Genomic DNA, 24,714 nt, shown 5'->3' with positions numbered 1-24,714 from the left:
GGAACAGAGACATGCTTTTACTCGCTTAGCTAGAACTATCCAATTATTATTTGAGACTTCTGAAAAACAGGTTTATTGTTTTCGACATCTACTACTCCGGGATTACTTTGCTTTTCGTTATGCTAATAATTTTTTACAAAAGGGAGAGCTTCAGGATGACAAGTCCAGTAGCTCAATCAGCAAAATTGAAGTAGTGAAAGCTCTTGGTAAGCTAGATAACCAACGCGCTGTTGACTTACTAACAGGAGTATTAAATAATAACGAAGAAGATAAAGATGTTCGCTACGAAGCAGCTAATTCTTTAGGTCAATTTACTTCTGGAGTATATTTTCGAGGTTATCGACAGACCTTTGGCGATGACAATGTGATTAGCTATTCCCTAAGTAAATTTTCTTCAGATCAGACCGAGAAATATTTCCAGGAATTTTTCCGAAAGCGAAGTATTGAGCTAAATATTGCAGATGAGGATGTCAAGCAAATTGATAGAATCAGCCGTGGCATTCCCTTAGTGGTTAATCTAGCCGCAACGATGTGGCGTGAAGGAATTCCCGTTAATGATATTGTTTCTGAACAGGGAGATTCTCACGCTGAAATTGTGGCAACAGCTTGCGAACGCTTTCTGACTCACTTTAGTAATTTTCAAGATACCGAAGAAGATTTGCGAGCAGTTTATCTCCTCGCCATGATGCGCCGCTTTGATTCTGAATTTTTGCAGAGCATGCTGAATACTCCAGACTTACAGAGTCGAGGACAAGAGCTATACAAACGCTATTCCTTTGTTTCTCCTGAATTAAGGTTAGATGGTCAGCATCAAGTCTTCTTCAAGAAATTTTTGCTAGAACAACAGCGCGATGATTCACTGGTCAAGGAAATCAGTAGTAAAGCCCGAAGTTATCTGGAAAAGCGCTTTAACGAATATGACGTTAACCAAGCAAGGGATATCCGCTTAACCGATAGTTTAACCACTAGTGCCGAACAGTGGATCAATAATCATAAAAATCGAGAGATAATTAGTGATTGGATTTATTATGGGTTCTGGGAAAGTGAAAAAGAAGGTTGGAAGTATCTTATCCCCTATCTGGTGAAAGGATGGCTTTATAACCTCGACTGGGCACGTAGTCTTTTGGACATTCCAGTTCAGTTTACCTCTACAATAGAAAGCAACTATTTGTTAAGGCTTTTCAAATGGGGTCTACCTCCTTCAGAAAATATGACCGCTGGGACAGACGATCAGTCTCTGCTACTAGAGGAATTAGAAAAACCAACTAATCAGAGATCAGAAGATACTAATCAGAGATCAGAAGATAAAGAGTTGAGAGCGATTGTGCTACTCAAACGGGGTGATTTACTCTTTGAACAGGGAAAATATAATGAGGCTCGGGACAAATACCAGGAATCAAAAAACTACATACCCGATCAAGGGATAACCTTGACACAGAAGTTATTATTCTCAGAGCAAAGAGTAGAAGCTTATATTAAAGACGAGCATAATATCCAAAAACAATTACTGGAAGTTATCAAAAAAATCGATAATAGATTGACACGAGAAGAAAATAAACAGCCAACATCAACCTCAGATAATTTGGAGAAAAATTTAGAAGACCAAGCAAAGCCTATCTTAGAAACTAGTAAAGATGTACCACAACAGCCTTCAGACATAAAGTCTTCCCCACATTCAGATGAACTTCCGCCAAAAAAGTTAAATTATATCCCGATAAAAGCGGTATTTATAGGGTTTAGTGGAGGGGTTTTATCGGGGGTTTTGATTAGTGGTAATGGAAACGTTTTCTTGTGGGTACTTGTGGGGTTTTTATTAGGGATTATCCTTGGTAATGACGAAATTCGTTACGCTTTTAAGGGGCTATATGACCAGATTATAGCCTTTTTCAAATAGGTAAGGTGCGGGAGTAGGTCAATAATCGCCTCATCCCAGGACCTTTTGGTTCACTAGTAGATATTGCCAAAGCAGCCGTTTTTCTGGCGTTGCTGATTCTGGGTATGGTTTTGCCCCCCTAGCCCCCCAATTTTGGGGGGAATAAGACTTTCTTGCGTCCCCCAAGCGAGGGATTGCTCGCTTGGGGGACCCACGGGGGCTTGACCAAAACCAGATGATCGCGTATTCATTCCTTGATTCAGCAACGCCAGAAAAATGGCCTTGCGTCAGTCTTCGCGCTGAATAGGAGTAGAGTGGGCATCCTGCCCGCCCGGCAATAAGCATGAAACTGGCAAGATGCCAGTTCCACGGCTGATGCCCATTCCACAGGTGCGACCCGTAAATTGAAAATGCGATCGCTATTGTGATTACTTGACATTTAAGGCAATTACCACATCTCCTAGAAATTTTTCTGGATTAAGAAGGCAAATAATCTGGAAAAAACGCCTGTTTCATCCGTTCACAATATTGACAGATATTGTTAAATTGAGATACCCGATCAATAATCAGACTCTTGAAAGGAGGTAAAATCATGTTTGCAATATAACCATAAGCCGTTGCATCTAAAGTGGTCGGTCTCTCCCCCATAAAAAATGGTTTATCTGCTAAATAATCAGACAGGGCTTGAAACTCAGCATTAATAATTTGAGAAATTTCCTTCTCGGAGTGACGACCCAGTCCCTGTTGATAAATCTGATTAGAAAGGGAATTTCGCACCTGTTGTAAAAACTGTTACGATTCTGGTGTCGAGCTCCCAGCAAAGTAGAGAGTCGTTAATGTTTGTTTGAATAATTGCCAGTTATCTTCAATGTTATAACGAATATACATCTCTCCCCAATAAGTATTTTCTTTCAGCATCCGCCGAAAAGCTAAGGAGATTGCTTTTTCTGTTGAGGTCAAATCCCGATCAGGATCTATGCCCTCTTTTTCCTTAAGCATCTCGATAATTATGGTGGAGTCACCGATGAGTTCTCCTTTATATTCTATAAACGGAATTTTGCCTTTGGGAGCTTTAGTAAAGTCCTTAGTAATCTCGATATCGTAAGCAATATTAGCTATACGCAGCCAAGTTTCCAATTTAATACAGGGTGGACTAATGCTCGGTAATCCCCATAAAGGTGGTGCCTTATACAAAGTTATCATCACAGTAAATTTGGTTCGATATTACGCTTAAGCAATAACTATTATAAGGGCAAAATAATAATAAATCAATCTAGTCATTATCGAATCAACAACTCGAAGCTAGTCTACATTATTTTTTTGACTTTTTTGCAATTATTTTATTGTTCTTATTCGGTTTGAGCAATTTTTAGGTATTTAATCAAACCTCTGAAACTATTAATATTTAAAGTCAAGGGAAAGCTTGATTGACATGAGATCATAGTTCTCCTTTCATATTTTATTTTTCAACTAACTCACGAACTAGAGAGGCTAAACGCTTTCCACTATCTCTAATCGCAAGACTAGCTGTTTTTTGTTTCATCTCTTCTAACCTAGTTGGAGACTTGAGTAAAGCCAGCACCTCCTGTTCTAACGTTTCGTGAGTCAACTGGTCTTGACGAAATACTAAAGCAGCACCAGAATCCTTAAAGCTAGCTGCATTGAAAGCTTGATGGTCTTCCGCTGCATAAGGGTAGGGAATCAGAATGGCTGGTGTTTCAGTTATCGCTAGCTCGGTTAAGGTTCCGGCACCAGCACGGCTAATGGCTAAGTTTGCCCGTTGCAGTAATGGTGCCATGTGGTCATAAAAGGGCATAGACAGGTACTGAGGATGGCTAAGGGTGTTAGCCTCTGGGTCTTTTTCTCCAGTTAAATGAACAATCCAAGCACCGGCTTCAAACCAGAGGGGAGCACATTGGCGCACTAATTTATTCACTGCCACTGCTCCTTGGGAACCCCCAACCACCACAATCAAGGGTACCTCTGGTGGAATCGGGAGTTCTAGTGCCTGAGTCAGTTGAAAACTATCCCGCACTGGTGTACCAACGGTTACGGTTTTAATCCGGGGTAAGTACTTGGAAGCGGCTTCAAACCCTAGGGCTACGGTATTGCAAAAGGGACTCAGCCACCGGGTTACTTTTCCGGGAATAGCGTTAGATTCATGTATAATGGTAGGTAGACCCTGCAACCGTGCTGCCATAATTGCAGGTCCAGCGATGTAACCCCCAGTGGTGAAGACACCATCAAATTTACCTTCTCTCAGCAGTTGCCGCACTTGCCAAATTGAACTGACCAGGCGGGTAACGATGCGCAGAGTACCAAGACCGAAGCGTTGTTGAAAGCCTTCTACGGCAATGGTGTGCAGGGGATAGTCTGGTGGTAGCAACTCATTTTCGATGCGGTCAGGAACACCAAGCCACTCGATAGTGTAATTGGGTAAGTGTTGGGCTACTGCGAGGGCGGGAAATATATGTCCCCCCGTACCACTGGCGGCAATCAGCAATCGCATGGGTGACTTAGACACGGCTATAGGTCTCCTTGATCAATTGGGTGAGGGGCTTTTGTCTTGGGTTAATGGGAATCGGGAATCGGGAATCGGGAGTCGGGAATCGGGAAGAAAAAAAATACCAATTAAAGTAGGGTGGGCAAAGTCATATACTCTAGAGTACTAAAAAAAATCAAACTGTTTTTGCCCACCCTACAAGCTAGACATAGGTTATCAAACTAGATTTGGTATCATTGGTGAATCCAAGGGATTACCCTTTCTCCAATCACCAATGATCAATTACTAATTACTAGTTACCAGAATTACCAGTTACCAGTTACCAGTTACCAGTTACCAGTTAACGATTACCAATGACCAATCCAGCCACCTTACTGCAACGACTATCCCAATCTTTTACTACTAAAGTCAAGTCTATTTCTTTGGACTGGTCAGTATTTGTACTATTAACGGCAGGGTTGACCCTCGGCTCTCCTCTGAAAGCCCAAGCAGATAGCCCGGAAACCGCACCGCCTCAGCTTAAAGATACCCTCAGCCAAATTGATCGCTTCGCTAATGGCAAGGATGTTGAAGGGTTGCTGGAATTCTATAGCGCTAATTTTACGAATTCCGATGGCTTAAGTCGGGATGTGATGGGAGAAGCGTTGCTTCAATTGTGGCAGCGCTACCCTGTGTTGAATTACCGCACGGAACTGACGGATTGGCAGCAAGAGGGCAACGCGATCGTGGCAGAAACTGTGACTTATATTACTAGTAACCAACAGGATGCTAGTAAGACCAAATTTGAATCGACTTTGCGATCGCGTCAGCGCTTTGAAAACCAAAAAATTGTCTATTCCACCATTTTGGCAGAGCGTTCCCAAATCACATCAGGAGCTAATCCTCCCAAGGTAACGGTGAAGTTACCAGAACAAGTGCGTATTGGTCAGCGATTTAATTTTGATGCCATTGTCCAGGAACCCCTCGGAGATGATTTGCTGCTGGGAGTGGCTATAGAAGAATCAGTCAGGTCACAGCGCTATACTAATCCCACGGAGGTTGACCTGGAATCTTTGGCTGCCGGTGGAATTTTTAAGATTGGCCGAGCCCCACTGTTACCAGAAGACCGCTGGATTTCAGCTATATTAATTCGGGGGGATGGCATGATTATGATTACTCGACGGTTACATGTGGTTGAGTAATTAGGTTTGAAGGGAGTAGGGAGTCGGGAGCGGTGCGACCCGTGGCGAATTTAATTCGCCTACGGAAAGCGCACCGAGGGAGTAGGGAATCGGGAGTAGGGAGTAGGGAGTAGGGAGTAGGGAGTAGGGAGTAGGGAGTAGGGAGTAGGGAGTAGGAAAATAAAACAGCCATGCTTCCCATGAGCTAGTGCATCAAGATAGAATCAAATCTTATTACTATTCCCGATTCCCGATTCCCGATTCCCGATTCCCGATTCCCGATTCCCGATTCCCTACCTTTACAGATAAATTTTAAACTTGGTGCAAAATCTGAGTATTGTGCAAGGATTTCTAAACTTAAACAAACCAGCAGGTTGGACATCCCACGATTGCGTTGCTAAAGTGCGGCGTCTGCTACGGCTGAAGCGAGTAGGCCATGGCGGGACCCTTGACCCAGCTGCTACCGGGGTTTTACCGATAGCTCTGGGAAAGGCAACCCGACTTTTGCAGTATATGCAGCAGGATAAAGCCTACAAGGCTACGGTGAGACTGGGAGTGAGGACAACTACTGATGATTTGGAAGGAGAGGTGATTGCTACTCAGTCTGCAGCCCAGTTGACTCTGGAGTTGGTCAAGGGTTTGTTGAAACAGTTTGAGGGCAAGATTCAGCAAGTGCCACCAATGTATAGCGCTATTCAGATCAAGGGTAAACGGCTGTATGATTTAGCCAGAGCTGGTGAAGTGGTAGAGGTACCAGAACGAACTGTAGAGGTTGAGAAGATCGAGGTTTTAGATTGGCGTGGGGGGGAATTTCCGGAAATTGATTTAGCGATCGCATGTGGTCCTGGCACCTATATTCGCTCCATAGCCCGGGATTTAGGAGATGCCCTTGAAACCGGTGGTGTGCTAGCCGCTCTGACTCGTACTCGCAGCAGTGGCTTTGATTTAGCCGATAGTCTGACATTAGAAGAATTGACCGAACAGCTGGAACAAAGCCTATTCCAGCCAGTGTCCCCTAGTGTAGGTTTGGGGCACTTACCCTCTGTAACCTTGTCCGCTGATCAAGCCCGTCGCTGGTGTTTGGGACAGCGTATCTCTGGGGATGATACTCTTGAAACTCCCACAATTCCTTTGCAAGTGTATCACGAAGATGGCAGTTTTTTGGGTATTGGTAAGGTGATATCCTCAACCTCTGGGGTATTGCTGGCTCCTCAAATGGTTTTTGTTTGATGGTAGTTGATTGAATCGAACAGGACTTACATAGTAACTAGCTATATCATTAGCTGTTCTAGGTTTAGGTCGTAACCAAAGGAGCGGGGGGCGGATAAAGTAATTCAGGAATTTAGTTGATCTGTATCCCGTTTTTTGTAACCATTGCATTATGCAACGGTTATATTAGAGCGTATTGGGTATGGCAAACACTAAATCTGGCACTGTTCAAGACCTAGTTACGGTTCAGGAAGCTGCTGAAATCTTGGGTGTCTCCTCCGATACCATACGTAGGTGGGAAAAGAAAAAGCTGCTGAGGGCAAAGCGGTCTGAACGAAACTACCGCTTTTTTGATATTGAAGAGTTAAAACGAATTCAAAGAAAGTATCAAGGGCTAGCTACTGGGGTTGAGTTTCGTGTTCTAAAGAGCAAACCCACTAGCTTCAGAGTAATCGAGTTATTTGCTGGGTGTGGAGGCATGGCACTGGGTTTTGAGAATGCTGGCTTAACCACCAAGCTGCTGGTGGAGATTGATAAAGACTGCGTAAACACTCTGAAGCTGAATAGACCTTCCTGGGAAATCATACCTGAGGATATAGCCAACGTTGATTTTACCAATTACAAAGACAATGTAGATATTGTGGCTGGTGGGGTGCCCTGCCAAGCTTTCAGCTATGCCGGTCTAGGTAAAGGTTTTGACGATACTAGAGGGACGCTCTTTTTTGAGTTTGCACGATGCGTCAAGGAAGTACAGCCAAAAATAGCAGTGCTTGAAAACGTTAGAGGTCTGATCCAACATGACCAAGGCAGAACCTTATCCACCATGCTGCGAACCTTAGAGGATTTAGGCTACAACCCTACCTATAAGTTGCTCAGAGCGCAGTTTCTAGATGTCGCCCAAAAGCGAGAGAGGGTAATTATCATTGCGGTCAGAAAAGACTTAGACCTAAACGCAATATTTCCTAAGGAAAAGGACTACACTATTTCCCTGAGGGAGGTGCTCAAAGATTGCCCTAAATCAATAGGAGCAAAATACCCTCCCCGCAAGAGAGAAATTATGGAGTTAATACCACCAGGAGGTTATTGGCGGAACTTACCAATAGAGCTTCAAAAAGAGTATATGAAAAAGAGTTTCTATCTCGGTGGCGGCAAAACCGGTATGGCTAGGCGGCTTTCTTGGCAAGAACCTTCCCTTACTCTAACCTGTAACCCAGCTCAAAAACAGACCGAGCGGTGTCATCCTGAAGAAACACGACCGTTGACAGTTAGGGAATATGCACGTATTCAGAGCTTCCCCGATGATTGGGAATTTACCGGTTCTCTATCATCGAGGTACAGACAAATCGGTAATGCGGTCCCTGTTAATTTGGCTTACCGCATTGGAGAATGTCTGATTGCGATGTTGCAAGGGAAATTCGATTCAGAAACGATGGTAATCGAACACAGAGAACAAGACAAAGCTATTCAGTTATCGTTACCAATATAGTTAAAAATGCTGAACCACTTAGTCTGACTAACCTTGGTTTTATTGCTGATATAAAAGGAGCGATAATTGGACTGTAACTCAAAAACGTCCTTCCAAAAAAATTGATATTTTATCCCTTAACTCTTTACCAACTTCTTGAAATATTTCAAGAAGTTCTAAAAAGACATCTTCACCAGCGAATTCCTTCCACAAATCATTTTGAATTAATAATTCATTTTTGACATCACAAACTTTAGCAGTCCAACGTTGATAATCATTAGGGTAATATGGGTTGTAAGGTATGCCAATACAAGTCCTTACATTAGCATCGAGATTTTGGCTAAACCGTAATGCACACCAACGAAGCATTTTTCTTTTGAGTGACCGAAACTCTTTTCGGTTTGGTTTGACAGTAGTTATATCTATATATAGTTCCTCGCCATTCTGCTTGGTAATAAAAACATCTACCCTTTTATCTTGGTCTGCTTGAGGCTCTACTGGCTTAATACTATTCCTAATTAAATTTATTTCATTCGTCTTATCAGGCAGTCTTTCTTCCTTTTCTATTTCTGAGCAAATTTGATCGATGATGGTTTCAGTGTCTCTGTCTATACCTCCCAACAAATCATATTGTGTTTCTACCTGGTACCCAGCACTTTCAGCTAAAATTAGGGCAATTTGTTCGTAGATAGACATCCCGAAAGAGGTATATAGTGAATGCATTCTAGATGCGAGTACTATTTTTTCTTTAGTAAATATTGCTTCAACAAATGGTTTATATTCTGATTCAGAAGCGTATCTGTCGAGCTTTTCATTGATTTTTTTCGTTAGTAGGTTTTTGATTTGTAGCTTAGTGGCTTCCTTCACAGTTGACCCCTATTTATCACACAACGCTTTAACCAGCTTACAATCTCTTCTGACTAGGAATCGAGCACCAATGCACCCTAGAGCGTCTGCTAATGATTAACAATCCAGAGCCTCTCCAGCAAGACCAGGTGACAGCAGTGGTGAGGGTGTTTGCCCTATGCATTTGATCTGAGTGTACTAGTAAATTGATGTATTAGTTATGCTATTAATCGAATTGTTACTTTTAAGTGAAATCCAACCCTGGCAAGGGTTTTGTTGGGCTTCACTACCCCTCCACCGCTTCCTACGTCACATCAATGGTTTTAGGAGTTTTGTCAGCTATCAGCTTATGCGCTACGCGCACGCTACTTGATGTGCTATCAGCTATCAGCCAAAGGCCAAGGCTGATAGCTGACGGCTGAATGCTTACGGAGTTTTGTCAGTCAATAGGATAATTAGTCAACCAAAACCAAATATGATATTAATAATACAGACACACTAATACACTATAGTGTTTGTATTTGAGATGTAAACCTAGGAGGTCTTGTTTTATTGTCCAATCAAACTCCAGACCTCTTTCCGATATTGCCTAGTAAGCATTCAGCTATCAGCTATCAGCTATCAGCTTTTGAATAAAACAGGTCAGCAAAAGTTTAATCTGAGTTATGTCACAGCGTTGAAGCCTGTGCCACAAACTAGAAGCCTGTGCCACAAAGCTGTTCGCGTAGCGTGAGCTTTTAGCTCACGGCTGACGGCTGACTGCTGAATGCTTATATTGCCTTTTTCAGCAATTGTGTTGATAACCCAGATACAAACGCTTTATGACTGTACAAAGCCAAAAACTATCACCCTTGAGACTAATACTAGTAGTATTAATATCGTTAGTATTAGTCGCTATTGTTGCCATAGGATCTACCTTTGCCCTTTCAGGAGAATCGTTGATGAAATTTCCAGGAAAACAACCCACCAATATTGGGATTCAGTCCTCAGGGCAATTAGCACCTTGCCCAAATAGCCCTAACTGTGTCAGCAGCTATAGCCAAGATGCCGAGCATGGTATTGAACCTTTAGCTTACAACTCAACCCCTACCGAAGCAATAGCTAAGCTAAAAACTGTGATCCAAAACCTAGAACGAACACAAATTATTGAAGAAACAGACAACTATCTTTACGCACAATTCACTACTCCTTTAATGGGGTTTGTGGATGATGTAGAATTTTTGTTGGATGACAGTGCTAAGGTAATCCATGTTCGCTCCGCCTCCCGTTTAGGAAAATCCGATTTGGGAGTTAATCGGAAACGGGTGGAAACAATTCGAGCGGAATTGAGCTAACTTGTAAGTATTCAGCTGTCAGCTGTCAGTTGTCAGCTGACAGCTTATAATAAAATTGAAAGTGTGGGGAAAAGCCATTGGCCATAGGCCAATAGCTGATAGCTGATAGCTGATGGCTGATGGTTGATAGCTGATAGCTGATGGCTGATGGCTGATACCTGATAGCTGAATGCTTAACTTTAAACTACTTGGGCAAAAGGTCTAATACTAAGATTAATCATTCCTAATTTTTTTGGTAATGGTTAATGATTTACTTTAATTATTACTTATTACAATCCCGTTGGTGGGCAGTGCCTAGCAACGGGATTTACTTGCTTATTTTATCTGTCTAAAGCACTGCCCACCCTACATCTATTTAAAATAACTAAATTTTAAAGTTTAATTAACCAATAGTTAATTTATTATTAACTTGACATACTCTCTAGGCTTTGATGGTATAGTCTGGTTTTGGCGGTTAATTATCTAACCAGTGGTGGCATCGAAATACTCCCAAAACTATTTCTGGATATATCCCAATATATAGTTTTCGGCGAAGCCGAACTGGTAAGAATTACCGTTAGGTACGCCATCAAAAAAACCGAGAAAATCATCATGAAAAAGGTTGCATCTCTTTTCGTTTCGTTATTGTTGGTATGTTTTACCTTAGTTGGTGCTGCATCCCCAGCCAATGCTTATGCAGGATTCTCTCACTCTGGAGCTACAGGTACAGGACCACGTGTTGACTTTGGTGTAAATGGAGATCCTACAAGGTACATGATTGTAGGAGCATACGACAATATCAATAATATCGATACTAAGAATCGCCCTCTGAAAATCCACTCTACTTCAAATAATCCAATTACCATTCATATCACTGAGCTTCCTGATGCTTCTACTGCTCCTGCTAGTGCAGATTTGAAAACTCTTGTAATCGACAATAATACTGGCAAGTTGTACATCGGCTACTAAGCACTAGGCCCTAGGCACTAGGCATTAGTGGAATTTTGATTACCTAGGGTAGGCTATTGCTTACCGTTTGAATCTGAACCCACATTCTTCACTTCGTGAGGAATGTGGGATATATTTTTTGGGTAGATTAACTACTAATTGATGGATATAGCAATTCTACGACTTTGGACTTAACTAAATATAAAAATGCTATCAGGTACAACACATTCACAACAATTAGTAAGCTTTTACCTATCCAAGAGTGAATTATAGAGAAAGTAAAAATTGTTGCTACTAACACCAACAATTTTTCCACTGTGGATACGGTATAACCATGATGCTTGGGGTCCCAGTAAGAGAAAGGACTAATAAAACGATAGTTACTAACAGGAAAAAAGTGCCGGTGAGCATCATCGTTGTGAACTGGTAAATCTAATAAGGAGTGCAGTATCATACTCCAACAAAGAATTTCCCAAAGTTGCCATCCCCAGTAATGGCTGATCATCACTCCACACAGGGCTAGGGGCAGGGAATGAAAGGTAGCAACAAGGTTTTGCCAAAAGGGTAATTCGTAGGTTTGTGACCAAATCTGGGACTCTGGTTGACGACGAATTAATTTTGCCCAGATATAAAGGATAAAAATTGGTGCATCGGGTAAGATAGCACCAATTGTAATGGGTAAAGCTGCCTGAATTTGAGCCTGGTGATTCAAAACAGCAAGGTTAATAATGGCGTGGCTAGGAGTATTCAATGGTTAGTTTGTTGATGAATTATAGTCTAGGGATATTATAGTTAGAGTCTGTTGATTAAAAAATAAAGTATATCCCTCACGGGTAAGCCCAAGCATCAATAAGCCTAGGCTTATTGATACAAAAACCGAGAAACTATTAACAAATTAACTCTGTTGCTTCTAAAGTCCTACGAGATTATAGGGGTTTCGATCCACGATCAACCGATATCTAGTCCAATGCATATTATGAGCCATTTTTTCTTGCGCTTAGGCTGATATCGTTATGAACTATACTGGTAAGGATGCCAAATCTTTTAATTATAAGAATTGAAATTGAGTAGCGAGTGATGAAATATCGAAGATTTGGGCGAACTGAGTTGCAAATGCCCGTTTTTTCCTGCGGCGGCATGCGGTTTCACTGCACCTGGGATGAGCTTTCTCCCTCAGAAATTCCCGAAAAAAATCAGATAAATTTAGAAGCTATTATTCGTCGTTCCCTCGAAGTGGGAATTAATCATTTTGAAACAAGTCGTACCTATGGAACCTCTGAAATGCAGTTGGGATGGGCGCTTTCTAAGTTACCTAGAGACCAAGTGCTAATTCAAACGAAAATTACCCCCATTTCAGATTCCCAAGAATTTCAGCGTCAAGTTGAAAAATCTTTATCTCTTTTGCAGGTAGACTATCTTGACCTGCTGACCCTACATGGAATCAATGATCCCCAAGCCTTCAAAGATAGCTTGTGTCCCGGAGGGTGCCTAGATCGGGCGCGGGAGTTACAAAAACAAGGGAAGGCTCGATTTATCGGCTTTGCAACTCATGGGCCAACCGAGCTAATTGTTCAAGCCATTGAAACTGATCGCTTTGACTACGTTAACCTGCACTGGTACTACATCAATCAATTCAACTGGCCAGCCATCGAAGCTGCCGATCGTCATGACATGGGGGTATTTATTATTAGCCCCTCGGATAAAGGGGGAATGTTGCATACTCCACCCAAGCGTTTGGTGGAATTGTGCCATCCCCTTCATCCTATGATGTTTAACGATCTGTTTTGTCTGAGCCATCATCAGGTCAAGACGCTGAGTTTGGGGGCTGCACGACCGTCGGATTTTGACGCACATGTTCAGGTATTGGATTTGTTAGATCGGGCAGAGGAAATTTTACCACCCATTGTGGAGCGTTTGGAGAAGGCGGCGATCGCTCGTTTGGGAGAAGAGTGGTGGCGTACCTGGCATATTGGTTTGCCTCCTCATCATAAAACTCCCAAAGGGATTAATATACCGATGATTCTGTGGTTAAGAAATCTGGCGATCGCCTATGACCTGGTTGAATATGCAAAAATGCGGTACAACCTCCTTGGCTATGCCGATTTCTGGCATCCCGGTACTAGGGCTGAAAATATCAAGGAAATTGATTTAAGCGACTGTTTGCGCCATAGCCCTCACGCGGATAAAATTCCTGCTCTTTTAGACGATGCCCATCAACGCTTGGCAGGTGAACCGGTTCAAAAGTTGTCTCGCGACTTGGGGGGCGGCAAGTCCCGCACAAAGCAAGTATGGAGCTAGAGGGAATGAAGTGGTATCCCAAAACCTGAGTTATATAGTAAACACTTCTCTCCTGGATAATTGACTAGGGTATTCTAGCAGGGTGTATCTCACTTTTGCTAAAATACTCTAATTCTTGCCAAGTCGTGTTAATTACCGTTTTCAATTCAAGGTTAACGTCAAAACCAAATCAGCGTAAGCATTCTAACTCTCCCCTCCAGCGGCTGATTGGTTACGCTCAGCCCCATCGTTCCCTAATCTGGAAAGCGATCGCATGCTCAATCCTCAACAAAATCTTTGACCTAGCCCCTCCGGTCTTGATCGGGATGGCAGTGGATGTGGTGGTCAAACAACAAGATTCCTTGATTGCCCATCTAGGAGTAACGGATATCTTTAGCCAACTGGTATTGCTGGCATTCCTGAGCTTTATTGTTTGGGGATTGGAATCTGCCTTTCAATATGCTTACGAACGATTGTGGCGGAATCTGGCTCAAACCATTCAACACGAATTGCGCCTAGATGCTTACTCTCATCTGCAATCCTTGGAACTAGCGTATTTTGAAGATAGTAGTACAGGGGGATTGATGTCTATCCTGAGTGATGATATCAACCAACTAGAACGCTTTCTGGATATTGGTGCCAACGAAATTCTCCAGATATCCACAACCATTATTATTGTCAGTGCGGGCTTCTTTATCCTGGCTCCCAATGTGGCATGGATAACTGTGATCCCTATCCCCTTTATCCTCTGGGGTTCGATTACCTTTCAACGTCTGCTTGCTCCTCGTTATGCAGCAGTGCGGGAAAAGGTAGGGTTACTCAATGGACAGTTAGCGAATAATCTAACTGGGATTACTACCATTAAAAGCTTTACAGCGGAAGAGTATGAAACTAAGCGGATTGAGAGACAAAGTCTAGGGTATCAGTACACTAACCAGAAAGCGATCGCATTTTCTGCTGCCTTTGTCCCTTTGATTCGGATGTTAATCCTATTTGGGTTTACCGGAATTCTGCTCTACGGTGGTAAGTCCGCAGCAGCCGGGGAACTAGCTGTAGGCACCTACAGTGTCTTAGTGTTCATGACTCAGCGCTTGCTGTGGCCATTAACTCGACTGGGTAACACCCTCGATCAGTATCAACGAGCCATGGCATCCACCACTAGGGTAATGAATCTGCTGGATACCCCAATTGCCATGCACTCTGGCGATACACCATTGCCTAGGTCCGAGGTTAAGGGGGAATTGGTATTAAATAATGTTACATTTGCCTACCGTGATCGCCCCCCTGTGGTAGAAAATCTCTCCCTCCACATTCCAGCCACTGAGACTATCGCGATAGTAGGTTCCACAGGGTCTGGTAAAAGTACCTTAGTGAAACTGTTATTAAGACTATACGAAATCCAAGCAGGTTCGATAACCCTTGATGGAATTGACATCAGACAGCTCAAGCTCAAAGACTTACGCCATGCCATTGGTCTAGTTAGCCAGGATGTATTTTTATTCCACGGCACAGTAGAAGAGAATATCACCTATGGCACCTTTGATGCCACCACCGAGGAAATAGTTGCTGCCGCTAAGACCGCAGAAGCCCATGAATTTATCATGGAGCTGCCCCAAGGCTATGACACCATTGTGGGAGAGCGGGGTCAGAAACTATCTGGAGGACAACAGCAACGAATTGCGATCGCACGAGCACTATTGAAAGACCCCCCAATCTTGATTCTAGATGAAGCCACCTCCGCCGTTGATAATGAAACCGAAGCCGCCATTCAGCGCTCCCTAGAAAAGATTACCCAAAATCGCACAACCATTGCGATCGCTCATCGGTTGTCCACAGTCCGCAATGCTGATTGTATTTATGTAATCGACCAAGGCAAATTAGTAGAGCAAGGACGACATGAAAAGTTGTTAGAGCAACAGGGAATTTATGCCATGCTGTGGCGGGTGCAGTCTGGAGTGAAGAAATAGGAGTGTGGGGAGATGGGGAGATGGGGAGATTTTTATTAAGTTCGTAGGGTGGGTTAGGTGCGGCCATGATTTTGAGGAATTACCAATCAGTTTTTATCCGCACCGTAACCCACCTTCTTCAAATTTCGCCCCTGACTACTGACGCTTTGTAATTAATTAAACCCAACAAAGCTAGTGCAAATGTTGGGTTTGGTACCTCAACCAAACCTACAGGCTAAGGCGCACTTTATGCATGTTAAGAGTCTTTCCAACCAATGACTAATTTGGCGTACTTGATTTCTCCTTCCATATGTATGTCTGGGTATTTCTCATCCAGTTCCATCAAGAATAGTACAAAGGAGCGGGATTGAAGCTTGGCAGAGATATCCTCGAAGACTTCACTGACCCAGAACAGCTCCTCTTGGTCACAGGCATTGAGTATAGCCTTAGCCGTTATAAGATCCGAACCAATTACCTCGGTTAATTTTTCCCCGTAATCGGTGACTCTGGGATCGTTTACGTGTAGTTGAATCCTCTCTTTAAGGAGCCGCTTGACTTCTGCTATTTTGCTTTCCAGTAATTTAGGATTGTGGTTAGTCATTAGTTGGGAGTCTTTTTTAGATTTCTTTGATACTAGATTTTGAAGTGCGGAATGTAGATTCTGATCACCTTCAACAGTAAACCTTGGCCAAAAGGCCACGCTTCGCGAACAACCTGCTAACCTTGGCCAAAAGGCCACGCTTCGCGAACAACATCCTAACCTTAAACCTGCTAACCTTCAACCTTTTAACCTTAAACCTTTTAACCTTAAACCTTCTAACCTTAAACCTGCTAACCTTCTTAACCTGCTAACCTTCAACCTGCTAACCTTCTGCTAACCATAAAAAAAATAGCCGTAGAAATTATTTCCACGGCTGGCGGAAATCCACAGTAAGTCGATTTCACTACTTATGTTATGTGACTTTGTTCCATGACCAGTCCAATCCTTATCCTACTTGATTAGACCTGGTCTTATAGCTAGGGGGAAAACCCCCCAGCTGCTTAAAATCTTAATCCAGAATTAGGTACCTGGTTAAAGTACTAATCACTTCTCCAGGAATGCCACTCGGCTCAAGAGGAGTCCACTCATAAAGTTGTGCGTAGCCCTGGGTATACAGGGAATAGATAGTATTCATTACTGCCTTACGGGAGCCCTTTAACCTGTGCTCAACCGGTTCTTTCTTCCCGAAAAAAAACTGAGAAGTATTCCCCGGAATTAGATACTCTGGATTATTGTCAGGATTCGGAACAAAGTCTGTAAACATGATTAACAACTTCAATGGGTTTGTATAGTATAATCATAATTATTGTAAGTATTTTTGTCAAGAGGTTTTATCAAAAAAAAATTAATGTAAATAGGGAGGAAAGTGTGGGTATTGTCCGGATAATTAGGAGTGTGCTAAGAGGGAAAAATTAGTTTTAGATAATGGGATATTTTAAATTAAAAATTTGGATTTATGTAGTCTATTTTTAAATAAAAAAATAGCAATTATTAATCCATTTAATTTGTAAAATAAGCGTTTACCATGCTAATGATGTACAAATGATTTTTTACTTCTTCCCTACTCCCTGCTCCCTGCTCCCTGCTCCCTGCTCCCTGCTCCCTGCTCCCTAAAAGCAAGGTTAACGTTTACTCAAAAAAAAGCGATCGCATCAGGTTATGCGATCGCTATAGCACTACCCATGAAGGTGAGGACATTGATAAAAGCTTTTTTAGTCAACTTTTGCCTCTTGCCTCTTGCCTTTTGCCTTGCGCGTAGCGCTATAACTATTGCCTGAAGCCTGGAGGATTCTCAAATCTAGTTATACTGATTGCGTCCAGCCATCACACCACCATCGACATCCCAGACCGCGCCAGTCACCCAACTGGCTTTCTCAGAGAGTAGATAAACAACAGCTTCAGCAATATCTGTAGGTTTTCCTACTCTGCCAATGGGATGGAAACTATTGAATCCTTCTAGGGCAGAATGGACTTGTTCTTTGGGGATGAAACCTTGGTAAATGGGAGTTTCTACTACTGCCGGAGATACCGCATTAACTCGAATATTATAGTTGGCTAGTTCCATTGCTAAATGTTGGGTTAGGGAATGTAAACCAGCTTTAGCCATAGAATAGGCAGAAGACGGAGTAGCTTCTATCGCTTGTTTCGCCCACATCGAGCCAATATTAACGATCGCACCAGCCTTGCCATTCTTAATCATATTTTTGACAATCCCCTGAGTGATGAAAAAGGTTCCTTTATTAATATCCAAATAGAGGTCATAATCCTTTTCTTCATACTCAATGAACGGTTTAGGGAGAAACACTCCTGCTGCATTGACTAGTAATGTGGCATCACTATGATTGACATTTAAACGATCAATTAAAGCATTTCTCATCTCTGGATCAGAGATATTAGCTAACTCACCAACTACCGTTCCATAGTGACTAAGTTCCGTTACTGCTTCTTCCAGTTTAGGCTGACGTGAGCCAATTAAAACCGCAGCACCACCCTGCTGAAGAATTAATTGAGCAACCGCTTTACCCATACCACTGGTGCCACCAACAACAATGATTTTTTGTCCCGCAAATGCTTGTGTCATGATTATCTCCTTAATTGATTGATTTTATTTTAGTTACCTACTAGAAGGTAGATATTGGAATAAAAAAAATTATTCCTTGATTAGCTGTCAGCGGTCAGCGGTCAGCGGTCAGCCTTCAGCGGTCAGCCTTCAGCCTTCAGCCTTCAGCCTTCAGCCGTCAGCTTATTTTATTCAACAGTAAGTACCGTGGAATAGGCTTCGACGCTGTGACCCATAGCCCATTAGCTGATAGCTGATAGCTGACCGCTGATAGCTGATAGCACCTCAAGTAGCGCTTAAGCTAATTGCTGACCGCTGATAGCTTCTCTTCCAGACATGCACCAGTAATCTGATCAAAAGCAGCACTACTATCTTCCGCTACCCGGGCTAATAATTGCGCTCCTTGTAACATGGAAAGTAGCATTTTTGCTTCTACTTCCACCGATTGGCTACACTGCCAAGCCTGGGTTTCACAGCCACGGTGCAATAGTTTAGCTAACCAAGATTCAGTGACAGAAAAGAAACTTCTGATCTCTGCTTGGATTTCGGAATTTAAAACACTCAAATCTGCTGTCAACATTCCACACAAACAAATTTTATTGTCTTGCAAACCATCTCGGTAGAGATTCACAAACTCTCTCAATTGTGCTTGAGGTGTTGTTTGTTGTTGCTCAATCTCAACACATTTCCGTGCGAAGTTTTTTTGGTATCGTTTTACTAATTCCTTTACCAAATCATCTTTAGAAGGAAAATGGTAATGGATACTAGCCTTACGGATACCTATTTCTTTGGAAATGTCGGCGTAACTAAAGGCGCTGTAGCCTCGGTTGCGCACCATTGATTGAGCTACGTCTAGGATTTGTTGAGCAGTTTTCTGTTTCATGACTTTATACTACCTACTACTAGGTAGATTTGTCAAGTACTTTTTTGGAAAGGGAGTAGGGAGTAGGGAAGTTAGAATTTAGAATTTAGAATTTAGAATCGGGAGTCGGGAGTCGGGAGTCGGGAATCGGGAATCGGGGTAAGACACTTGACTGTACTTCCTGTACCTCATAACTATGATAAACACTATCAAAATCTTTCCTATCTCCCCATCTTCCCATCTCCCCATCTCCCCATCTCCCCATCTCCCCACACTCTTCCCTATTCAACACTCCTGGGATTAAATATTCTCAGACCTCATAGTTTTTGGGACTTGAACTGCCAGGGCTAAGGCTCTTACTCCCATATAACAACACATAGCCAGCCATAAGATTTGACTACTGTGGAACCACCAAGATGCTACAGCTACAGGGAGAAAACCAACAAGACTACCGGTTACAACACCTTTGCGAAGCAGAGCTCCTTCAGTTAAGCCCAAAAAATACCCATCTAACATAAAAGCCATAGAACTCAGTCCTAGAAAGGGAAGTAGCCACAGAAGATAATGGTGAAGTTCGTCAATTACCTCTCCATGATTGGTCATCAACCCAAACAGAGGATCTGGCAGGAGGACAAATAAGGAAGCTATGGTTAGTCCTATGCCGAGGCTGCTTGCTCCAGATAGGCGCAACAGAGAAGGAAATTTGTTGGTCAAGCCTTGACCGCGAAAGTTCCCTGCTATACTTTCCGTCGCAAAGGATAATCCTTCAATAAAGTAGAAGGTCACGATCATCACCTGCAACAGTAAAGTATTGATAGCTAGCACCATCGTGCCCAAATAAGCACTCAAATCAGTAAAGGCAGCAATGGTGATGGTTGAAGCAATAGAGCGTATCCAGATATTTCCATTCAACTTAAAAGTCGATTTTATGGCCTCTAGGTCGAAAATCCTGTCTACTAGCGCTAGCATTTGAGGATAGCCATTTTCTGTAGCTATGAAAATCATGCCCATAAGTAACATCAGATACTGGCCAGCCGCCGTAGCAAATCCAGCCCCTGCACTTGCCCAGCCCCAACGGATAATCAGCAGGTAATCCAGTATAATATTCGCTCCATTGCCAATAGCTGACAAAACCAATACTTTGGTGCTCTTTTCCCGGCCTAGAAACCACCCGATTAAGACCAAGTTGAGTAGGGTTGCAGGCGCTCCCCAAATCCGAGCATTAAAGTAATCTTGTCCAGCAGCTTTAACCTCAGGTGCAGCGCTGAGTAGGCTAAAGCCAATTTCTCTAAGGGGATATTGCAACAAGATAATGAGTATTCCGAGGGTTAAAGCAATTAAACCATTACGTAGAAGTACTAACGTAATTCCATCTTGGTCAAAGCGTCCTTCCGCTTGAGCCGTTGGGCCGGTAGTTCCCATCCGCAGAAAGTTACAGTTGCGATACACCAAGTTGAAGATAACTGTAGCTAGAGCAACCCCAGCTAAATAGTTAATATCTGCTAAGTGTCCCAAAAATGCGGTATCTACTAACCCTGCTAAGGGAATCGCGATGTTGGAGAGGATATTGACAGTAGCTAATCGCAGAAAGCGAAGATGAAACGTTTCCGTATTGTCTTTGGACATAAGGGGTCTTAATTACCAAAATCTAGCCAAAATTGTTGACTGTAAAATTTTCTTTTATTCTCACCATAAACAATTTTTGGCTGATCGTGTTTATTTTTGTTTACAATATGCTATATTTGGAGTGGATGCTAATCACAAAAGTTGCTAGTTATAGCAAAACTTTGTATCTCTTGATACCAAGAATCTATAAGTTAGTATAAACCCATACTAATTTGTGGGCTTTTGGATCCATTTTGAGATGTTTTTTGATAGCTCTGAAGTTAGCTGATCGATAGGATTATTAGGTGATTGTAAAAATGGAACATTCTCATCTCACTATCATCTTACCCGATGGTTCATCTCACCCTATTCCCATATACTTGACCAAGACAGGACAAACACTAATCTGTGGGAAAACAGTAGCAAAAACTACAGGCTATCAAATTTACGATTCCGAACTCAGGCACACAACTACTGAATTAGCCAGTCTAAGTTATTTAGATGCCGGAGCTCTAGAATTATACTACCGGGGGATTCCGATCCAATTAGTAGTCGATAATTGCGATTACTTAGATACCATTATTTTGTTATATGAATCACATCTCCCCAGCCAAGAGGAAAAACAATGGTTTAAGGAGCAACTGGCCAAAAACTCTCTTCTGGATCAGAAAATTATTAAGGGACTCAAGAGTGTAATCTCTTCCTTTTCTCCCCATGCTAATCCCGTCGCTATTCTAAGTTCTGGATTATCCTATCTTTCCGGAGAATGTTCTTTGCCTTTACGGAATCAAGGCGAACAGTTGGAAGCAATATTGAAGGCTCTTGCCATAACTCCTATTCTGGTAGGGATGATCCTACAACATGTCAAACAGCAGCCTTTGGTATTGCCCCAAGACGTTGGCTGTTATGGACAAAATTATGATTATATCAATAATCTCCTGGGGATGATCTGCGGTTTCGGTAAAGTAACCGATGAGCAACGCTCTTTGATGGATACACTGATGGTGTTGCATGCAGACGCTGGCTTGAGTCCTTCAACATTTGCTGCTAAACAAAATATTAGCAATGGTACGGGAATGTGGAGAAGTTTAATCTCCGCCTTAAACGCCTTGTCTGGAGACAAACATGGGGGCGCTAATTTCAGGGTGTTGCAGATGTTTCAGGAAATTGCTGCTGCTGATGGAGACCTAGAAGACAAGATCAGAAATTATATCCAGCAATCCCTGGCTCAAAAACAGAAAATCCCTGGGTTAGGACATATTGAATTCAAAGGGATAGACCCTAGAGCCAGAATTCTCAGCAAAATCTGCAACCAAATGGTTGAAGAAGGAAAGGGAGATACTTTCATGCATATTGCGAGGGAAATGCATAAGCAAATAGATACTATTCCTTACTTCGATAAGATTAAACCAAACGTAGATTTTTATTCTGGTGTTTTATGGAAAAACCTAGGAATTCCTGATCAACTGATGACAGTTATGTTCTATTGCAGTCGCATTGCTGGCTACATTGCTAATATTTGCCTAGCTACCGAAAAATCTACTATTGTTTTCCCTAATCAAGCTTATGTAGGAAAAACAAATTTATTCTTTAATGATGTTGAGCCAAGCACTTCAGGAGTGATTCCCTTATTCCCTGCTCTTAAGCATTCAGCCGTGAGCTAAAAGCTCACGCTACGCGAACAGCTGTCAGCCGTCAGCCTAATCCTTAAAATAAACCCGGGAGTAAATGTAGGCTGGGCAGTGCATGACACCGATTCATTTGTTTGCGATCGCTTTTAGCGGCTCCTACGGAGCATCGCGTAGCGTGACCTACGGTCAATCGCCTTACTAAGCACTGCCCACCAACGGACTAGTTGATGTCGGTGAGCAGAAACACCTCCAGACGTGATTTACCGTAATGTTAAGAATTAATACAGCAATAGCAACACTTAGTGATACAAGTAGTATAATATCTCTACTTTAGATTTATGCTATTACTAAACCTCAAATTGCCATTAAGATTCCTCCAACCCTTCTCCCATAACTCAATAGCTGCTAGGTTGAGCAAACTGGCAGGTCAAAGACTGATGTGATTGTTGATGCGATCGCTAATTACCTTGACTGTGCTGAAAACATTCCCATCATTCAGACAATGGCTGAATTTGAGAGGAGGTTGGTGGAACGGGAGGCTGAAATTAGAGGGAAATCAGACGTCAAGTCAGCTTATGCCAGAAGAAACTCCTAAGACTAACTCTGCTATATCAAAGTTAGAGTCTGCTATTCAACGTTATACTCATGCACTTACTACACTTGAAGACGCTAGCTCGCCATCAAAAGAAACAGTTCTAGAGGTTTTGACTGCTCGTGATACCGTTCAAGCAGAATTAAGCAATCAATCACAGATTCCTACAGGAAGCTTGATTAAGGTTAACGATCTAGATCACCGATTAAAGCAAGATACTAATAAGATTACCACAGTAGATCTAACTGAATGGCATGCTATTTTCAACCCTAACGTAGAGGCTTGGTGGTGGTTTCTTGAACCTCCAAAGCATCGATGGGATTATCTGGATTGGCTATGGAAAATACTGACAATTGTATTTCTCATATTGTCTTTTAGTTTAACGGTAGATATTTCGGAACACTTTCTGAGTGGTGGAGCACCAGATACCTTAGAGGTTTTTGTTACTGCTAGTGAGGGCGTCCTAACACTACTGGTTGGTAGAACCGCTTTCACAAAAACTGGACAGGAGTTAATCAAAAATGCTCTTACCCGTTTGAATATTCCTAACTATTTTTGGCAAGAAGTAATTTGTGGTATTGCCTTCAGTCTTTTCCTCATTTGTGTTATAGTTTATTTTTTGTTACCTAAGATTGCCGATTTTTACAACCATCTTGGTGATCAAGACATTCAACATAATCATCCGAAATTTGCTGCCGCCATATCAGACTACAAACGAGCAGTCGCCCTGAATCCTGACTACGCTGAATCTCATTATCACTTAGGAACAATTTATGAGGAACTACAAGAAAATCAAAAGGCTTTATCTCAATACAAAATTGCTGTGAAAGATAACTTCATTCCTGCTTATAATAAGTTAGGAAGAATGTATATTATCGATCAAAAATATGCTCAGGCTAGTTTTTGGTTACGAAGAGGTCTAGACCTAATTAATGAGGAGACTGAAAATGATAAAGACAATGATAAAGAAGTGAAATACAATTTGCTGACAAACCTGGGGTGGGCTATGCTAGAACAAAAGTACTATGATGAGGCAAAATATAATCTCGAGAATGCTAAGAAGTTATATAATAACAAGGCACCAGCTTACTGTTTGCTAGCCCAGGTATTAGAAGCTGAAAAAAACGAAGCAGATGAAAAAAATACGGAAACAAAAAACACGGAAATAATTAATAATTGGGGATATTGCTATGAGTATGCCAATACTAATAATATAGATGAAAACAAATGGTTTTATCAAGCTAGACAGCACTTAAAAACTCCGTTAAATGGTTCTTCAGTACCTGCTATGCTAAATTTCCAGTTAAAAAACTCATAAAGCTTACTGTAAAAGGGAAATGAGGCTATTCAACTAACAAAATTTTCTGAATACTGCCTCTTTCCACTGCTCCGTTCGCGCAGCGTGGCCAACGGCCTCACGCGCCCCGCGTGGCCTACGGCCTCAGTCCCTGCTCCCTGCTCCCTTGGCCACAGTAAATCTATCATTTAGATGTAGGGTGGGCAGTGTATCACACAGAGTCATTTGCTTGCCATCGGGTTGGTACACACTGCCCACCTTACGATTGACAGTAATCGGTAACTCACCACTGATAACTAACTAGTTCATGTCAGTGGGCAGTGCATCACACCGATTCATTTGTTTGCGATCACGTAGCGTGACCTACGGTCAATCGCCTGACTAAGCACTGCCCACCAACGGACTAGTTGATGTCGGTGAGCAGAAACACCTCCAGAGGTGATTTACCGTAATGTTAAGAATTAATACAGCAATAGCAACACTTAGTCATACAATTGGTATAATAGCGCTACTTTAGATTTATGCTATTACTAAACCTCAAATCGCCATTAGGATTCCTTCAACCCTTCTCCCATAACTCAATAGCT

The 24,714-nt window shown here is 42.3% G+C and carries 24 protein-coding genes; 11 read left to right on the top strand and 13 right to left on the bottom strand.

What is annotated here, in order from left to right; all coding sequences use genetic code 11:
• Positions 1-1,894 (top strand): HEAT repeat domain-containing protein (locus tag F6K38_RS13210; protein ID WP_287356705.1); only part of this gene is annotated, 1,894 nt, incomplete at its 5' end.
• Positions 1,895-2,132: 238 nt separating this feature from the next.
• On the opposite strand, the gene F6K38_RS13205 is transcribed toward F6K38_RS13210, so the two are convergent.
• From F6K38_RS13205 to murG, 4 genes are all read right to left on the bottom strand, one after another.
• Complete coding sequence (locus F6K38_RS13205) at positions 2,133-2,312, bottom strand: hypothetical protein (protein WP_287250187.1); 180 nt, start codon at positions 2,310-2,312, stop codon at positions 2,133-2,135.
• Between the two features lie 38 nt (positions 2,313-2,350).
• On the bottom strand, positions 2,351-2,650 hold the full coding sequence (locus F6K38_RS13200; RefSeq protein WP_008190105.1) for a glutathione S-transferase C-terminal domain-containing protein: 300 nt from the start codon (positions 2,648-2,650) through the stop codon (positions 2,351-2,353).
• 15 nt (positions 2,651-2,665) lie between these two features.
• Positions 2,666-3,076: a Tom37 metaxin N-terminal-like domain-containing protein gene (locus F6K38_RS13195; RefSeq protein WP_008190102.1), complete on the bottom strand. Its 411-nt coding sequence runs from the start codon at positions 3,074-3,076 to the stop codon at positions 2,666-2,668.
• Between the two features lie 256 nt (positions 3,077-3,332).
• On the bottom strand, positions 3,333-4,382 hold the full coding sequence (murG, locus tag F6K38_RS13190; protein WP_287250194.1) for an undecaprenyldiphospho-muramoylpentapeptide beta-N-acetylglucosaminyltransferase: 1,050 nt from the start codon (positions 4,380-4,382) through the stop codon (positions 3,333-3,335).
• 347 nt (positions 4,383-4,729) lie between these two features.
• Here murG and F6K38_RS13185 point away from each other — a divergent pair, with 347 nt between their 5' ends.
• Positions 4,730-5,557 carry a nuclear transport factor 2 family protein gene (locus F6K38_RS13185; protein WP_287250185.1) on the top strand — a complete coding sequence of 276 codons (828 nt, stop codon included), beginning with the start codon at positions 4,730-4,732 and terminating at the stop codon, positions 5,555-5,557.
• Here the strand turns inward: F6K38_RS13185 and F6K38_RS13180 are convergent.
• Positions 5,529-5,729, bottom strand: a complete 201-nt coding sequence (locus F6K38_RS13180; protein ID WP_131826871.1) for a hypothetical protein — start codon at positions 5,727-5,729, stop codon at positions 5,529-5,531. The two genes, F6K38_RS13185 and F6K38_RS13180, sit on opposite strands and share 29 nt — an antisense overlap.
• 146 nt (positions 5,730-5,875) lie before the next feature.
• Between F6K38_RS13180 and truB the strand changes: the two genes are divergently transcribed.
• Positions 5,876-6,766 carry a tRNA pseudouridine(55) synthase TruB gene (gene truB / locus F6K38_RS13175; protein WP_044495314.1) on the top strand — a complete coding sequence of 297 codons (891 nt, stop codon included), beginning with the start codon at positions 5,876-5,878 and terminating at the stop codon, positions 6,764-6,766.
• Positions 6,767-6,947: 181 nt separating this feature from the next.
• Positions 6,948-8,231: a DNA (cytosine-5-)-methyltransferase gene (dcm, locus tag F6K38_RS13170; RefSeq protein WP_008190092.1), complete on the top strand. Its 1,284-nt coding sequence runs from the start codon at positions 6,948-6,950 to the stop codon at positions 8,229-8,231.
• A gap of 78 nt (positions 8,232-8,309) precedes the next feature.
• Here the strand turns inward: dcm and F6K38_RS13165 are convergent, their stop codons facing one another.
• Positions 8,310-9,077 carry a TdeIII family type II restriction endonuclease gene (locus F6K38_RS13165; RefSeq protein ID WP_008190090.1) on the bottom strand — a complete coding sequence of 256 codons (768 nt, stop codon included), beginning with the start codon at positions 9,075-9,077 and terminating at the stop codon, positions 8,310-8,312.
• Between the two features lie 920 nt (positions 9,078-9,997).
• Here F6K38_RS13165 and F6K38_RS13160 point away from each other — a divergent pair.
• Both F6K38_RS13160 and F6K38_RS13155 read left to right on the top strand, forming a co-directional pair.
• Positions 9,998-10,390, top strand: coding sequence for a DUF1499 domain-containing protein (locus tag F6K38_RS13160; RefSeq protein WP_353737187.1), 393 nt, complete (start codon positions 9,998-10,000; stop codon positions 10,388-10,390).
• Positions 10,391-10,837: 447 nt separating this feature from the next.
• Positions 10,838-11,338 (top strand): hypothetical protein, encoded by a 501-nt coding sequence (locus F6K38_RS13155; protein ID WP_008190086.1) that lies wholly within the window; start codon positions 10,838-10,840, stop codon positions 11,336-11,338.
• A 127-nt stretch (positions 11,339-11,465) separates the two neighbouring features.
• Here F6K38_RS13155 and F6K38_RS13150 read toward each other — a convergent pair whose 3' ends face one another.
• The gene (locus tag F6K38_RS13150) at positions 11,466-12,068 is read right to left on the bottom strand and encodes a hypothetical protein (protein ID WP_008190084.1); all 603 of its coding nucleotides are present in this window, start codon (positions 12,066-12,068) and stop codon (positions 11,466-11,468) included.
• A 326-nt stretch (positions 12,069-12,394) separates the two neighbouring features.
• Here F6K38_RS13150 and F6K38_RS13145 point away from each other — a divergent pair, with 326 nt between their 5' ends.
• Together F6K38_RS13145 and F6K38_RS13140 are read left to right on the top strand one after the other, a co-directional pair.
• Complete coding sequence (locus F6K38_RS13145) at positions 12,395-13,615, top strand: aldo/keto reductase (RefSeq protein WP_287266129.1); 1,221 nt, start codon at positions 12,395-12,397, stop codon at positions 13,613-13,615.
• A 125-nt stretch (positions 13,616-13,740) separates the two neighbouring features.
• A complete protein-coding gene (locus F6K38_RS13140) occupies positions 13,741-15,561 on the top strand; it encodes an ABC transporter ATP-binding protein (RefSeq protein WP_008190079.1) in 1,821 nt (606 codons plus the stop codon).
• 235 nt (positions 15,562-15,796) lie between these two features.
• Here F6K38_RS13140 and F6K38_RS13135 read toward each other — a convergent pair whose 3' ends face one another.
• Positions 15,797-16,141, bottom strand: coding sequence for a hypothetical protein (locus tag F6K38_RS13135; protein WP_287263247.1), 345 nt, complete (start codon positions 16,139-16,141; stop codon positions 15,797-15,799).
• 83 nt (positions 16,142-16,224) lie between these two features.
• Between F6K38_RS13135 and F6K38_RS13130 the strand changes: the two genes are divergently transcribed.
• A complete protein-coding gene (locus F6K38_RS13130) occupies positions 16,225-16,392 on the top strand; it encodes a hypothetical protein (protein ID WP_287356703.1) in 168 nt (55 codons plus the stop codon).
• A 197-nt stretch (positions 16,393-16,589) separates the two neighbouring features.
• Here F6K38_RS13130 and F6K38_RS13125 read toward each other — a convergent pair whose 3' ends face one another.
• The 5 genes from F6K38_RS13125 to gntT form a co-directional block, all read right to left on the bottom strand.
• Entirely contained in the window at positions 16,590-16,844 is a 255-nt protein-coding gene (locus F6K38_RS13125) for a hypothetical protein (protein WP_287356701.1), read from the bottom strand.
• Positions 16,845-17,378: 534 nt separating this feature from the next.
• Positions 17,379-18,161 (bottom strand): SDR family NAD(P)-dependent oxidoreductase, encoded by a 783-nt coding sequence (locus F6K38_RS13120; RefSeq protein ID WP_287250173.1) that lies wholly within the window; start codon positions 18,159-18,161, stop codon positions 17,379-17,381.
• 280 nt (positions 18,162-18,441) lie between these two features.
• Positions 18,442-19,023 carry a TetR/AcrR family transcriptional regulator gene (locus F6K38_RS13115; protein ID WP_287250169.1) on the bottom strand — a complete coding sequence of 194 codons (582 nt, stop codon included), beginning with the start codon at positions 19,021-19,023 and terminating at the stop codon, positions 18,442-18,444.
• 85 nt (positions 19,024-19,108) lie between these two features.
• The gene (locus F6K38_RS13110) at positions 19,109-19,267 is read right to left on the bottom strand and encodes a hypothetical protein (protein WP_165691801.1); all 159 of its coding nucleotides are present in this window, start codon (positions 19,265-19,267) and stop codon (positions 19,109-19,111) included.
• Positions 19,268-19,302: 35 nt separating this feature from the next.
• Positions 19,303-20,628, bottom strand: a complete 1,326-nt coding sequence (gntT, locus tag F6K38_RS13105) for a guanitoxin biosynthesis MATE family efflux transporter GntT (RefSeq protein WP_287266136.1) — start codon at positions 20,626-20,628, stop codon at positions 19,303-19,305.
• Positions 20,629-20,924: 296 nt separating this feature from the next.
• On the opposite strand from gntT, the gene F6K38_RS13100 reads away from it, so the two are divergent.
• Positions 20,925-22,271 (top strand): citrate/2-methylcitrate synthase, encoded by a 1,347-nt coding sequence (locus F6K38_RS13100; protein WP_008190068.1) that lies wholly within the window; start codon positions 20,925-20,927, stop codon positions 22,269-22,271.
• 542 nt (positions 22,272-22,813) lie between these two features.
• Positions 22,814-24,148 carry a tetratricopeptide repeat protein gene (locus F6K38_RS13095; protein ID WP_008190065.1) on the top strand — a complete coding sequence of 445 codons (1,335 nt, stop codon included), beginning with the start codon at positions 22,814-22,816 and terminating at the stop codon, positions 24,146-24,148.
• The last annotated feature ends 566 nt before the right edge of the window (positions 24,149-24,714 follow it).

Origin of the sequence: Moorena sp. SIO3B2, from assembly GCF_010692525.1 — a bacterium.
Lineage (GTDB): Bacteria > Cyanobacteriota > Cyanobacteriia > Cyanobacteriales > Coleofasciculaceae > Moorena > Moorena producens.
This window is presented reverse-complemented; position numbering and strand designations above follow the sequence as displayed.